12 protein-coding genes and 1 pseudogene are annotated in these 12770 nt (G+C 59.5%); 4 read left to right on the top strand and 9 right to left on the bottom strand.

Going from position 1 to position 12770, the window contains the following annotated elements; translation table 11 throughout:
* Positions 1–266: 266 nt before the first annotated feature.
* The gene (locus MNAB215_RS26480) at positions 267–2471 is read left to right on the top strand and encodes an acyltransferase family protein (RefSeq protein ID WP_083746371.1); all 2205 of its coding nucleotides are present in this window, start codon (positions 267–269) and stop codon (positions 2469–2471) included.
* 99 nt (positions 2472–2570) lie between these two features.
* Here MNAB215_RS26480 and MNAB215_RS26475 read toward each other — a convergent pair whose 3' ends face one another.
* From MNAB215_RS26475 to rfbF, 6 genes are all read right to left on the bottom strand, one after another.
* Positions 2571–3374, bottom strand: a complete 804-nt coding sequence (locus MNAB215_RS26475; protein WP_245830408.1) for a cephalosporin hydroxylase family protein — start codon at positions 3372–3374, stop codon at positions 2571–2573.
* Between the two features lie 33 nt (positions 3375–3407).
* A complete protein-coding gene (locus MNAB215_RS26470; protein WP_077081408.1) occupies positions 3408–4244 on the bottom strand; it encodes an NAD-dependent epimerase/dehydratase family protein in 837 nt (278 codons plus the stop codon).
* A 103-nt stretch (positions 4245–4347) separates the two neighbouring features.
* Entirely contained in the window at positions 4348–5571 is a 1224-nt protein-coding gene (locus MNAB215_RS26465) for a class I SAM-dependent methyltransferase (RefSeq protein ID WP_281253350.1), read from the bottom strand.
* The gene (locus MNAB215_RS26460; RefSeq protein WP_077081406.1) at positions 5568–6119 is read right to left on the bottom strand and encodes a dTDP-4-dehydrorhamnose 3,5-epimerase family protein; all 552 of its coding nucleotides are present in this window, start codon (positions 6117–6119) and stop codon (positions 5568–5570) included. The genes MNAB215_RS26465 and MNAB215_RS26460 overlap by 4 nt, the downstream gene beginning before the upstream one ends.
* The gene (rfbG, locus tag MNAB215_RS26455; protein WP_245830484.1) at positions 6116–7204 is read right to left on the bottom strand and encodes a CDP-glucose 4,6-dehydratase; all 1089 of its coding nucleotides are present in this window, start codon (positions 7202–7204) and stop codon (positions 6116–6118) included. The genes MNAB215_RS26460 and rfbG overlap by 4 nt, the downstream gene beginning before the upstream one ends.
* Complete coding sequence (rfbF, locus tag MNAB215_RS26450; protein WP_077082362.1) at positions 7192–7965, bottom strand: glucose-1-phosphate cytidylyltransferase; 774 nt, start codon at positions 7963–7965, stop codon at positions 7192–7194. The genes rfbG and rfbF overlap by 13 nt, the downstream gene beginning before the upstream one ends.
* 330 nt (positions 7966–8295) lie before the next feature.
* Here rfbF and MNAB215_RS26445 point away from each other — a divergent pair, with 330 nt between their 5' ends.
* Both MNAB215_RS26445 and MNAB215_RS29870 read left to right on the top strand, forming a co-directional pair.
* Positions 8296–8583 (top strand): hypothetical protein, encoded by a 288-nt coding sequence (locus tag MNAB215_RS26445; protein WP_131829172.1) that lies wholly within the window; start codon positions 8296–8298, stop codon positions 8581–8583.
* A gap of 197 nt (positions 8584–8780) precedes the next feature.
* Entirely contained in the window at positions 8781–8927 is a 147-nt protein-coding gene (locus MNAB215_RS29870) for a hypothetical protein (RefSeq protein ID WP_165691615.1), read from the top strand.
* Positions 8928–8949: 22 nt separating this feature from the next.
* Here the strand turns inward: MNAB215_RS29870 and MNAB215_RS26440 are convergent, their stop codons facing one another.
* The 3 genes from MNAB215_RS26440 to MNAB215_RS29535 all read right to left on the bottom strand — a co-directional run bounded on the left by MNAB215_RS26440 (position 8950) and on the right by MNAB215_RS29535 (position 11198).
* On the bottom strand, positions 8950–9657 hold the full coding sequence (locus tag MNAB215_RS26440; RefSeq protein WP_165691614.1) for a class I SAM-dependent methyltransferase: 708 nt from the start codon (positions 9655–9657) through the stop codon (positions 8950–8952).
* A gap of 338 nt (positions 9658–9995) precedes the next feature.
* Positions 9996–10358, bottom strand: a complete 363-nt coding sequence (locus MNAB215_RS26435; RefSeq protein ID WP_425436556.1) for a GDP-mannose 4,6-dehydratase — start codon at positions 10356–10358, stop codon at positions 9996–9998.
* A 168-nt stretch (positions 10359–10526) separates the two neighbouring features.
* Entirely contained in the window at positions 10527–11198 is a 672-nt protein-coding gene (locus tag MNAB215_RS29535; RefSeq protein ID WP_131829171.1) for a hypothetical protein, read from the bottom strand.
* Positions 11199–12016: 818 nt separating this feature from the next.
* On the opposite strand from MNAB215_RS29535, the pseudogene MNAB215_RS26430 reads away from it, so the two are divergent.
* Positions 12017–12729, top strand: a pseudogene (locus MNAB215_RS26430) (GDP-mannose 4,6-dehydratase); the annotation flags it as partial.
* Between the last annotated feature and the right edge of the window lie 41 nt (positions 12730–12770).

Below are 12770 nucleotides of genomic sequence, written 5' to 3'. Positions count from 1 at the left end.
TGGTATCTGATGTTGGAAGTCGGCAATAGGAGACTCCATCCGCAACCCAGGACAGAGCCGTGGCGTGTGCGCTATCTTGCAGCTACCAAAATTATCTCAGCCGTCTATCAGGGGGCGACGATGCTCGTCAGCATCCCGGCAGCCCGACTCGTGGTGTACGCAACGCCAAGGTCCGGCAGCGTCGGATGGTTGGTTGGTCGACGGGTGCCCGAGCATTTATGGCAGCGGCGGTTCAGAAGGCCTCGTTATTACCGGGGTTGGTGACCATGCGCCAAGCCGACAGCATTAGCCCTAACGAAGAAGTACTGGACCAACGCTCGGCAAAAGCGGGATATCGCCCAGACATCGAGGGCCTGCGCGCCGTCGCGGTAGTCGCCGTAGTGCTCTTTCACGCTGGTGTGCCCGGCGTCGGCGGTGGGTTCGTCGGCGTGGACGTGTTCTTCGTCATCTCGGGTTTCCTGATCACCGGGCTGCTGTGGCGTGAGGTGAGCACTACCGGCGCCGTCGGCCTGCGCCGCTTCTATGGCGCGCGGGCCCGCCGACTGCTGCCGGCATCGGCCACGGTAGGCATCGTCACCGCGATCTGTGCGGTGGTGTTGTCGCCCCCGCTGCAGGTTCGGACCATCATCGGTGACGGTATCGCCAGCGCACTGTATGTCAGTAACTACCGTTTCGCTATGCAGGGCGTCGACTATTTTGGCGGCCAGATACCGCCGTCGCCGTACCAGCACTATTGGTCGTTGGGCGTCGAGGAGCAGTTCTACCTGATATGGCCGGCGTTGATCATCGGCACGGCCTGGTTCATCCGGGGCGTGCGTCGCTTCACCAAGGTCCGTGCCACTACCTCGTCGCCGCGCCCATATCTGATGGTGCTTGCACTAGTAGCCGTCTTATCGTTTGCGCTGTCACTGCTGGACACCTACTTGGTGCCTGCTGTGGCGTTCTTTTCGCTTCCCACCCGGGCCTGGCAGTTGGCAGCCGGTGGACTGGTGGCCCTGACCGCCGGCCTATGGCGCCGGTTGCCGCCGCGAGTCGCCGCGATCATCGGATGGGTAGGGCTGGGTCTGATCTTGCTGGCTTGCACCCAATTGAGCGCTACCACGCCATACCCAGGTACTGCCGCGCTGTTGCCGGTGCTGGGCGCGGTGCTTTTGATTGGCGCGGGGAGCGCCGCCCCTGCCCAGGGATGCGGCCGCGTGCTGGCAGTGTCGCCGATGCGCGCGATCGGCCGCATCTCGTACTCCTGGTATCTGTGGCACTGGCCGGTGCTGCTGTTCGCAGCGCTATTGGTGGGCCACCCGCTGGGGCTGATCGGCCGGCTGGCAACGGTCCTGGTGTCAGGCGGGCTGGCAGTGCTCACCTTGCGGTTCATCGAGAACCCGCTGCGATTCGCCGCACCGATACGCCGGTCGGCCATCGGAAGTCTCGCGCTGGGCGCTGTGGCCACCGCGGTCGCCGTCGGTGTGGGTGTCGCGCTGCTGATCGTTGTGCCAAGTCCGGTCGGACGCGGCCCGGCAGCTGCGGCGCTGAAGATCACTGTGGAGCCTGTCGCCTCGGGCGCCGCCATGGACACCTACGAGGCAGCGGTGCAGCTGGGGTTCGCTCAGGTGCAGACCGCGGTCGCGGCATCGGCGGGGCTTAAAGCCGTACCGTCGAACCTCGACCCATCGCTGACTCGCGCGGAAGGCGAACAGAAGGCCCTGTTCCTCAACGGCTGCATGCGCACATTTATCGAAGTTGGACATCCCGAATGCGCGGCTGGCGATACCGCCTCGACGTCGACTGTGGCTCTGATAGGCGACTCGAACGCGGCGATGTGGAATCCGGGGTTCCAACAGATCGCCACTGAGCGGCACTGGCGGCTGGAGATGCTCGCCAGGGCTGGCTGCCCGTTGTTGGACGTGCCCACTATCAACTTCACCTCCCATCGGGAGTACTTCGAGTGCAATGATTGGCGTGATCAAATCGTCGCCCGGTTGCGGACCGAGCACCCGAAGCTGATCGTCCTTAGCGTGTGGCGGCGATACGGTGGCGTCCTAGGTTCAGATGACCGCTACCGATTCCCGGCAGGTTTCACGCCGTACGACCCAGCATGGATCGACAGCATGGCTCGCTTAGTGCAGTTGCTGCGAGGCACTGGTGCGAAGGTATTGGTCCTCGGACCGATACCGGATCCGCAATCAGTACCGTCGGACTGCCTTTCCAGACACCTCGATGACGCGACATTCTGCTCGCCGCCTAGGTCGATGGCGGTGAAAGAGCCCGGCATCGTCGCTGAGACCGTTGCTACGAAGGCCAGCGGTGGACAATACGCGAACATCACCGAGCTTTTCTGCGCTGCCGAGCGTTGTCCGGTCATCGTGGGAAACAGTCTGGTCTATTTCGACCGGAATCATCTGACGTCAGAGTATGTCCGGATTCTGGCACCGGTAGTCGGTGCGCTGGCCGATCGCGCCTTGATCAGCGGTTGATATACCGCGGACTATCGTGCGCGGAGGACGACGAACTCATCGACTGCTGCGGGGACCGTAGCTGCGTACCCACGAATTCACCCAGCATCGCCAGCAGTCTCAGACCGCCCTACGCAAAAACCCATCCGTCACCGAGGTAATCACCAGTTTGTGCTGGATACTCTTGTCGATCTCAAATTCCTGGTGGGTCTTGAGGTATTCCCGCACGGCGGTCTTCGGATTGTCGTCGGGACCCCAGGGGCGGTCGGGAAACATGTCGGCGGGCAAATCCTCGACGACGGTGTCGAAGACCACGCAGTAGCTGCCCACCGAGGTCAGCGGGGCGTAGGCCTCCAACTCAGCCAACACGTGGGCGTGAGTGTGGTGGCTGTCCAGACATACCAGCACGCGCTGGTAGCCGGCAGCAATGTCGCGCACCTGCTCCACCACCTCGGGCGCGATGCTGGAGCCCTCGATCATCTGGATGCGCGAGGCCATCGGGTGTGCTTCGATGGCCGCACGGTTGTGCACGCGGATATCGATGTCAATGCCCAACGCCTTGCGATTGGACTTACCTGGATCGAGCGTGGTGCCTGATTCGATGGCGTCAGCCATATCCAGCAGCGCCAGCATGGATGCGCTGAAGATGAGCGATCCGCCATGGGCGATGCCGGTCTCGATGACGAGGTCGGGACGGACGCGCCAGATTAACTCCTGCATCGCGACCATGTCCTGGGGGTACTGGATGATCGGCCGCGACATCCAGGAAAAGTTGTATGGATACTGGCATCGCATTGAGGTCCGCATGAATTCGGCAGCCTCCGCCTGCAGACGGTCATTGCGTGACATGGCATCGACCCGGTTTACCACTTCTTCTTTAAACTCATTGAGGCGGTTTACGACTGCCTCTGGAAAATCAGCCACGCGCGACTCCGATCAGGTTGTATTGGTTCTTCGTCATTTTGCGAATCTCTCCCGCACGCCGACTACCCGCGGTGGGTCGAAAGGGTTCTCGGGCCTGGCCCCAAAACGCAACAGGTCACGGCGACCGTACTCGTCGGCAATGCGTTCGGCGAGTTGTCTAACACTCGTCGGTTCACCCGAACAGATGTTCACCGCGCCCTGCTGCTGTCCCAGCGCTACATCCGCGACCATCCGACCGGCGTCTTTCACATCAAGAAAATCACGTACCTGCTCGCCGCGAGTGAGGAGCACCTCTTGCCCAGCTCGCAGTTTGCTATGGATGTACGCCACCAGCATCCGCTCATCTGCGCCCTCCCCATATAGGCTGAAGATCCGGCACCAGGCAAAGTCGATGTTCTCCGCGCCAAGAAAAAAACGCAGCACCTGAAAGGCCGATACCTTACAGGCGGCGTACAAAGTATTTGGCGCCAACGGAGTATCGGTCGTCAACAGGCCTGCGGAGGGATCGTACTCCGCATAGGTTCCGATACCAACGAATCGTTTGCCCCCGACCGCCGCAAACCCGTTAGCAAGATTAAGGGTGCCGGTGAGGCACGCAAGGTTCAGGGGCGATTTGTAGTGTTCACCCAGCACCACATACCAAGCTGCGTGTATCAACGTTTCCGACCCTTCGAGCAACTCCGCCAATCGGTCGGGTGCCTCTGCAAACAAGTCGGGCGTGTGCACGATCTCTAATGCTGCATGCGCCGGGATACTCTGCAGACGGGACGGATCGCGAACGAGCACCCGCACGGAGCAGCCCCGTTCGAGAAGGCTGCACAGAATCTGTCTTCCGACGAATCCTGTTGCTCCCGTCAAAGTGATGGTCATTGAGCCTCAGCTCCGGCGGAGTAGAGAGTCGAGTTCGCCGGAAAGCACAGTGAGAGCACCTCGAACTCGGTGACCGACGGCTTGGTGTACGCGATACGCGATTTCACAGGAAGCTCAATTCAGGAACCACTATCACGAACCTCGCGCCTCCCTCGGCAAGATCCTTCAGCTGCGTCCGCACTTCTTGAGCGATGTTCCTGGGCAGGATGACCACGTAGTCCGGCGAATTTTCCCACAGTGCCTCGGGTGCCCGTATCGGAATATGGCTTCCCGGCAGGAATTTCCCCTGCTTGGATGGGGCGGCATCACACACGTACGGCAATAAGTCGGGCCTGACACCGGCGTAGTTCAGCAAGGTGTTGCCTTTGGCCGCCGCCCCGTAGGCCGCCACTCGGCGGCCCGCACGCTTCTGTTCGATCAGGAAGGCCACCAGATCGTCCTTCACCCGGTCGGCACGCTTCTGGAACTCGGTGTAGGTCTCCAGCCGAGTCAGCCCGAACTCGGCCTCGCGCGCGAGCAGCGCCGCGACGCGCTCCGTTGTGACGATCGCCGCCTCGGTGTGGCACCCGTACACCCGCAGGCTATGGCCGTGGGTCGGCAGTTCCTCGACGTCCCACACGCGCAAGCCGGCTTCGGCGAAGACGCGGGCCACCGTGGTGAGTGACAGGTAGGAGAAGTGTTCGTGGTAGATAGTGTCGAACTGGGTCTGCTCGATCAATGGGACAAGGTGCGGAAATTCAAGTGTGACAGTGCCTTCGGGCTTGAGCGCGGCAACCAATCCTCGGGTGAAGTCATTGATGTCAGGCACGTGGGCATACACATTGTTACCCGCGATCAGATCCGCCGATTGTCCTTCCTCCGCTAGTTGTCGCCCCAGGGCTTCGCCGAAGAATTCCCGCATGACGGGGATGCCCAGCGCCTCGGCTGCCGCGGCCGTACTTGCCGTTGGCTCGATGCCCAGGCAGGGAATCCCTTCTGCTACAAAGTTTTTCAGGAGATAGCCATCGTTCGAGGCGACCTCGATGACGAAACTCTCGGGCCCAAGCTTTAGCCGGTCGGTGATCATGCGCGCGTAACCGGCCGCATGATCGAGCCAACTGGTCGAAGTGCTGGAGAAGTAGGCGTAGTCGGCACGGAACAATTCCTCGGCCTGAGCGTAGTCCTCGGTCTGCACCAACCAGCACCGGTGGCATACCTTCACCCGCAGTGGGTAGTGCACCTCGGGATTGGACAGCTCCTCGGCGTAGACATAGGCGTTCGAGGGGGGCGCAAAGCCCAGATCCACAAAGCTGTGTTCCAAGGCCATGTCGCAGTGTCGGCATTTCATAACGCCACTCCGGTGAAATCGGCACTCAGTAGCGGATGAGAAAGGTCACGAGGCGAAAGATCTTGTGGCGGCAATGGCCAGGTAATGGCGAGCCGCGGATCGTCGTGCCGTAGGCCGCCTTCGGAGGGCGGGTCATAGAACGCGGTGTGCAGGTAGAGCAACTCGCTGTCGGATTCCAACACCTGGAACCCGTGGGCGAAACCCTCAGGCAGGACTAGCATTTGCGCGTCGTCTTGGGCCAGTTCCTGCGCGTGCCACTGTAAGAACGTTGCGGATCCGGCGCGCACGTCGACCGCGACGTCCACGACCCGACCGCGAAGGCACCGGATCATCTTCATCTCCGCGTGCGGCGGGTGTTGGAAGTGCATGCCGCGTACGGCGCCGATGCTGCTGGTTCGGGAGTGATTGATCTGCACGATCTGGCGCTGGCCCAGCACCGGCTGCAGTTCCTCAGCGCAGAAAAGGCGGGTGAAGGCGCCGCGAGCATCTTGGTGCGGGACCGACTGCGCGATCTTGAGGCCGGCCAGCGGCGTGTCAAGGATTCTCATGTTGTCGCCCAACCTAATCCCGCGCTGGCCGCATCGGCGACGTAGGCCGCGAGTTCCTCGGTGCTCGGCAACGCACCCGATTCCATCAGGAGCCGATACCAGTTGGCTGTGTGATGGATCGCCTGTTCAAGCCTCCACACGGGACGCCACCCCAACTGCATCCTCGCTTTGGCGCTGTCCAACTGCAGCAAGGCCGCCTCGTGCGGCTGGGGATGAGGTGTCACTTGCCAGCGCAGCTGTGGCCAGGCGTGCGCAAGATCGTGGAGGACCTGCTCGACGGTCCGGTTTCCTTCGCCGTCTGGCCCAAAGTTCCACGCGTCGGCGCAGGCAGCGTCGCCGGCGAGGAGTCGCTGACCCAGCAGCAGATAGCCGCTGAGGCAATCCAATACGTGCTGCCACGGCCGGGTGGCGTGCGGCGAGCGAATGACGAGCGGCTCGCCGGAGGCAACCGAACGCACCAGGTCTGGAATCAGTCGGTCCTCGGACCAGTCACCACCGCCAATTACGTTGCCGCCCCGGGCGGTTGCGAGCAGCGGGGCCGACGCCTGTTGCAGAAACGCGGTGCGAAAGCTTGCGGCCACCAATTCGGCACCGGCCTTGGACGCGCTGTAGGGGTCGTGGCCCCCCAGGCGGTCTCGCTCTCGGTATGCCCAGGGCCATTCGCGATTTTCGTAGCACTTGTCGGTCGTGACGACGACGATGGCACGCACGTCGGGTGCGTGGCGGGCGGCCTCAAGCACGTGCGCGGTGCCCATCACATTCGTGGCCCAGGTGGTGATTGGCTCTCGGTAGGAGCGACGCACCAAAGGCTGTGCCGCCAAATGGAAGACGATCTCGGGGCGTTCTGTAGCGAAGGCCCCACGGACTGCCGCTTCATCGCGAACGTCGACCCGATGGTCCGTGGTGGGCAACTTCAACAGGTCCCAGTGACTGGGCTCGGTTGGCGGGTCTAGGGCGAGCCCGGAGACCTCGGCCCCCAGCGTATGTAGCCATAGACATAACCAACTGCCCTTGAAGCCTGTATGGCCAGTTACTAGGACCCGCCGGCCACGATAGGCAGTCTCGAAAGAGTTCAACGCCAGCACTTCCACGGCGCTTCGCCGCTACTCCAGAGTTCTTCGAGCATGTTCTTGTCCCGAAGCGTGTCCATGGGCTGCCAGAAGCCGGAGTGCTCGAAGGCCATCATTTCGCCATCGGCAGCGAGACAAGCCAAGGGTGGGCCTTCCCACGAGGTCTGGTCGCCCTCAATGTACTCGAGCACCGAGGGCGACAGGACGAAAAATCCGCCGTTGATGAGGCCGCCATCGCCACGTGGTTTCTCGGCAAAACGCGTGACCCGGTCGCCCGTGCACTCTATGGCCCCGTAGCGACCTGGCGGGAGCACCGCGGTAACCGTGGCGAGGCGGCCGTGTTGGCGGTGGAAGTCGATGCTCGCGCCGATGTTCACGTCGCTCAGCCCGTCACCATACGTAAAGCAGAACGCCTCATCGTCCCGGATATAGCCTCCCACTCGCTTGAGACGCCCGCCTGTCAGGGTGTTCTCACCTGTGTCCACCAGGGTCACCCGCCAGGGTTCTGCGTGGCGCCGGTGGACTTCCATCTCGTTTGCGGACATATCAAAAGTGACGTCCGACATGTGTAGGAAATAGTTGGCGAAATATTCCTTGATGACATAACCCTTATAACCACAGCAAACGACAAAATCGTTAATACCATGGTGGGAATAAAGTTTCATGATGTGCCATAAGATTGGCCGTCCGCCGATCTCTACCATGGGTTTGGGGCGGATGGTGGTTTCTTCGCTCAGGCGAGTTCCTAAGCCACCGGCGAGCAAGACGGCTTTCATTGGTCCATCTGTCTGGGTCATATCCCGCTCAGAAAGTTATTGACGGGGCTGCGGCGATTTCTTATTTCGGCGGACGCTTTGAAATCCCCCGGCCGCTCTCGGTCGACAACCTTATGCGCATCTATGGTTGCCACCGGAGGGCCTTCTTTCGATTCCGTGCGCGAAGTTTCATTCGCTGTTCACAAGCGCGAGGCCAAGTCGGGGACCGAATCGTTTGCCATGCGGGCAACTCTAACCCATGCCTGGTCCAGGCCGTCAGGGTCGCGACTCGTCGCACGCAACCATGAGCGCACGGCGACGTAGAGGCTGTGAGAGCTCAGAATCCACCCCGTGGCAGCCAGAGCGGCCTGCCGTTTGCACGACGTCGCCGGTGCTTCTCTCGTGTTTGCCAACCGCATTAGGGTCGCGGCCGCCCTGTCGCGGATCGAACTGTTCAAGATGGTCATGGATGTCCTCGGCGCAATCATCGAGTGCGGCGTTTACCGTTGCAACTCGCTGATGCCTTATATCGTTCAATCATCTGATTCGGAGCCATCGCCGGGTTCACCAGCATCGATGGGCAAAGAAGACCCCAAGGACATCGATGCAACGATGTTTTCCGACACCGATCCACGCTAATCCAGGAAATGATCAACGCCAACGAACTTGGTCCGTCCGGTAAATCGCATCAGTCGGTGTGAGCTCGTCAAGGAGACATTGCCCGAACCGCTGCCGAGTTCGTTAAGACGCGACCGGACCTGGTTGTCGCTATGCTGGTTCTCGACACGATCTCTACGAGTCCACCAAAGTCGCGCTGCAGACGTTTCTCCCGTTTGATGCCGAAGGGGACTGGTGGTTTCGACGAAGTCGCCTATGTCAACTTCCCGGGGGAACCGAGGGCGCTCAAGCAGCTCCTCGATCTCAACAAGGTCGAGTTGAAGCGCCTGCCATTCGATAGCTGCGTCGGCTACTTTCGGGTCTAGCGACTCGGCGGGTGAGGTCGGCTTAGGTCCCCTGGATGCTTCGCGTCAGGCCACGGGTTGCACGGCGCACAACGACCAGGGAATCGTGAATCTCGATAGCGCCCAAAATCGGTGTAATTGCTGGTACAGCTACTTCCTGGATTCGGTCCGGACGGCCGACTTGAAAGTTGGTTTCGCTGGTGGTGACCTGGTAGTGAGCATGCATAGCGTCGATTAACGCCTTGACGAAATCGATGAATGAGATACGGCTATCGCGATAGGATTTACGATAGTCACAGTCAATGTCATCGACAATGTAAACGCCTCCGTCGCTTAAGAAATTCGCGAACAAACAGCGGAAGGATTCCACCATCTGAGAGCTCGTATGACCACCGTCGTCGAGAATAATATCGAATGGACCGAATTCAGCGGCAGCTTCTTTCAAAAAGGCAGCGTTTGCTTCTACGTCGGCAAGGCGGGCATGAACGCCTTCGGAATCCGCGATCTTTAAAAGTTTTGAGTTACTGTCGACACCCACGACATGCGAGTTGGGGTGGAGATATTCCTGCCACATCTGTACCGAGTCCGTGTAGAAACTACCGATGACTAACATGCGGATCGGCTTCGTTCGGTCGATTATGGAGTCATAGATGGGCAAGTAGCGGGCTAATTTACCCATCTGCTGAGTGCGATTGACTGCCTCAGTAACCTCGCTCCGACGCGCAGCGTCCGTAGTCGACCAGGCGGTCATTAACGCAAGATCTGGCCCGAGCGTCCGAAGCATTCTGCGTCGGCCACGAAATGGATGGCGCAGAGCTGTGGGGGATAGGTTCAGAACGAGTCTCACAATTGCTACTCTCTCATCTGCGTTGCTGAGTTGCCTGAGGTTCAGCTTAGCTCAGCAGGGACGGGTAGAGGCACCTGCGCCGTTCATCTATACGTTTCCGCGATGGCCCGAGGGTAGTAGCCCAGATGGGAAAATCGCCACCTTGGAGCCCATCAGTATTAACCGATTGTTAATTGTTTCGTCGGGTGCATGGGCGAGACGCCAAGGGTGTGTGAGGAGCTTTTTAAAGAGATCGCCGCGGCTCACCCTAGACTGTCATTCGGAAAGCCACGCATAGACGAATCAGGAGCTGGCGGTCGACGGAAATCGCCATTCCAATATGGAACCTTACGGGATTTGCCGATAGTTCTCTGCGGTCGTAGCGGTGTGTTTGTCCCAGGGAAGTAGGCCGCTGCGTACCGACTATTTCGGGAATCGAGCCCCGATTGCTGCACACGACCACGCGCCTCACTTGAGCCGGCACTGTAAAGGCGAATGGGCTTATCGAGAAGGCGGATCGCTACAAGCAGATTGAGCATGTCGAGCGCGACGTTCTCGAACGCCTCGACCGGTTGTTTGAATGACAGGCCGACCGGGCTCTGTCCGGTTGTAGATTTCGTCGGGATCGGCTTCGCACAATCCGTGCGGCAGGCTGCGAAAGCCGTTGTCGCAGGCGCGACAATTACGCGCTCCTGGCTTGAAATGCCGCAGATGAGCGGCCCTCAATCGAATCCTCCTGGAGTGTCTGCTGCGACGTCAACAAGCGCGGAAGGAGGACAACCAGAACGTACGGCTTACTTTACTCCAAGGGAGTACGTTGAATTACCTTCTACCGCCACAGTCAAATACCCAAATATATCGGCTGGAATGTTGTTAGAATACTTTTCCATAAGATGACTAATTAGAAGGAAAGACCCTAGGCACTCTGAGAGAAATGAGACTGATCTTACTTTACGCATGTCATATTTTTTCACGCGATCGCCGTATCGACAAAGGAACTGCTTGCCGATAAGCTCCAGGCTTGACAGCTGGCGTGTTAACCATGCCTTCGGGTAGATCCCGAGTTCAACTCCACCAGGAATGCAATGCTTTGCGGCCAAGAATTCTGATGTGGAATTCGAATCCAGCACGCCCATCTCTACCGCTAGCGACGTGTAATCGACAACATCCCTGCGGTCAATAACTTGCTCCTGCACATAGTGTTTAATTACCGATTTTTCGAGATATAGAGGAGGGGAAACCAAAAACTCTAAGTCAGCTCTGGGAATGAATACCGATAGTTCGGCTTCCTTTTGGAATTTCCCAAAGCTTAACTCCCTCATCCCTCCGTATACTACGGATTCTCTTCCCTCAGAAGAGGGGAGGATTCTCTTCCTGTAGGAACAAATCTCAATAAGCTTGGCATCATCGGCGAATCTCTCAATTGCGATCGGCAAGACGTACGTTCCGGCGCTACCGTATATCATCGGTCTAGCCTCGTGCCAAAACTGATCAAGTTGTCGTACGTGAAGTACGGAGTCGGGTTGGAAATCCCCAAGAGCGATGCAATCGTCGTACCAACTCTCGGGCAACAAAGGCTCCGTATGACTAATGCAGAACCTGTGAATCATGGTGAGAGTCAGGTTCGGGGCTATTGGCTGCTGCAGACTTCGCGCCCGCTGCCGCCCACGGTGCGCGCTCGGAGTTCCAGCAGTCCTCGGTCAGTGCTCATCGACCATTCAGTGCCAAGGCGCACCAAGGGCATGTCGGGAACCAAATCATTCGCCATGCGGGGGAGTCTAACCCATGCTTCGTCCACAGGGGCACGACTCTGCGTACTGCAGAGGCGAGGTTGCGGATCGATCTTGAAACCGCAGACAAGCCACTGGTCAGATCGGCTGCGTCGGCCTATGGCAAGCGGGGGATTACGTTGCTCGCGTGCCTGGATGCCATCGCGGCCAAAGGATTTCGACGAAGGCGTTTTCGACCAATCCAAGTAGCGAGCTTCAGGCAAGCGCACTCCGATCTTGGATACCGAAGCATAGAACACGCCGATTATCCCTGCTGCAGACTATCTTTCGCGTTCATAATGGCGAGATGTCAACCTAGTCATCGATTCTCAACTTGGCGCCCAATTCCGATTAAGGTTTTAGCCGGCGCGGAAGCCGTTAAGCACCTTGATATTCAATGCAGGTTACTATGAGTCGACAACGGGCCCCCAGATCCAGCAACGTGAGCAGTGAGACGGCCCCGATGGGATACCTGACGGGCGGGGACGTACAGGCGTCGACGCCGGGGGAATGTGATGAAGCGGGCGTTGATCACCGGAATCACCGGCAAGGACGGCTCGTACCTCGCCGCACTGCTGCTGGCGAAGGGATACGAAGTACACGGCCTGATCCGTCGAGCTTCGACCTTCAACACGTCGCGGGTCGACCACCTATACGTCGACCCGCATAAACCAGATGCGCGTTTGTTCCTGCGCTACGGCGACCGCACCGACGGTACCCTGCCTGGTGACCTTGCTGAGCACGATCGAACCCGACGAGGTGTACAACCTCGCGGCGCAGTCCCACGTCCGGGTCAGCTTCGACGAACCCGTTCACACGGGCGATACCACCGGCATGGGATCGATGCGGCTGCTCGACGCCGTTCGCCTTTCCAAGGTGGATTGCCGGTTCTATCAGGCGTCGTCATCAGCGATGTTCGGCGCGTCGCCGCCGCCTCAGAGCGAGCAGACACCGTTCTATCCGCGCTCACCGTACGGCGCGGCAAAGGTCTACTCGTACTGGGTAACGCGCAATTATCGCGAGGCTTACGGGATGTTCGCGGTCAACGGCATCCTGTTCAATCACGAGTCACCAAGGCGTGGTGAAACTTTCGTGACCCGGAAGATCACACGGGCGGTGGCACGGATCAAAGGCCGGTATTGAGGAAGACCTCTACTTGGGCAACCTCGATGCCATCCGCGACTGGGGATACGCACCCGAGTATGTCGAAGGAATGTGGCGGATGCTGCCGTTCTCGACCGCCCATTGCCCCACGCACATGAGCTAGCC

It is taken from the genome of Mycobacterium numidiamassiliense, assembly GCF_900157365.1.
GTDB classification, from domain to species: domain Bacteria; phylum Actinomycetota; class Actinomycetes; order Mycobacteriales; family Mycobacteriaceae; genus Mycobacterium; species Mycobacterium numidiamassiliense.
This window is presented reverse-complemented; position numbering and strand designations above follow the sequence as displayed.